The sequence below is a fragment of the Aminobacter sp. P4_D5 genome, assembly GCF_056401815.1.
Window position 1 is genome coordinate 1 of sequence record NZ_JBFUIP010000891.1, and the last position, 639, is coordinate 639.

General features: G+C 75.4%; 1 protein-coding gene. It reads right to left on the bottom strand.

Going from position 1 to position 639, the window contains the following annotated elements; translation table 11 throughout:
• A partial coding sequence (locus AC1DWF_RS35625; RefSeq protein ID WP_476843170.1) for a vWA domain-containing protein occupies positions 1–537 on the bottom strand: 537 nt, incomplete at its 3' end.
• Between the last annotated feature and the right edge of the window lie 102 nt (positions 538–639).

Sequence of the window (639 nt, forward strand, 5' to 3'; positions counted from 1 at the left end):
ATCCAGCACCCGGCGGGCGGTGGCAGCGGCAGCACCGGCCGCCTGGCCATCGCGCGGCATGATCTCGGGCACGAGGGCATCGAGATAGGTCTCGATCAGCCTGGGGTCGTCGGTGGGGGGCAGCACCGCATGGGCGGTGCCTGCATAGGCGACGAGCCCCGTCCGCGCCCCGCCGCGCGCCGCGACCAGATCGCGGATCTTGCGCTTGCCCGCCTCCAGCGCCGGCAGCGCGGCGCGCGAGAGGTCCAGCGCGACCACCATCGTCGCGCTGTCGGTGACGAAGGGGCTGCGCTCGCGCCGCCAGGTCGGGCCGGCGAGGCAGAGCGCCAGCACGGCCAGCATCGTCGTGGCCAGCACCGCGGGCCGCAGCCGCGCGCGTGTGCCCTGCACGATCAGCAGCGCGTCCAGCAGGTGCGGCGCCACCACGCCGCGCCAGCCGCCGGCCTCGCGGCGCTTGCGGCGATCCAGCAGCAGGGGCAGCGGCGCCAACAGGAGCAGCAGCAGCCACCAGGGGCGCAGCAGATGGAGTTCGCTCATGCCACCGCCTCGCGCGTGATGCGACCCAGCGAGAGCAGCGCGACCAGTGCCGCGACCCCGGCCAGGGGCCAGAAGAAGAGCGGCGTGCGCGGCCGCCAGGAC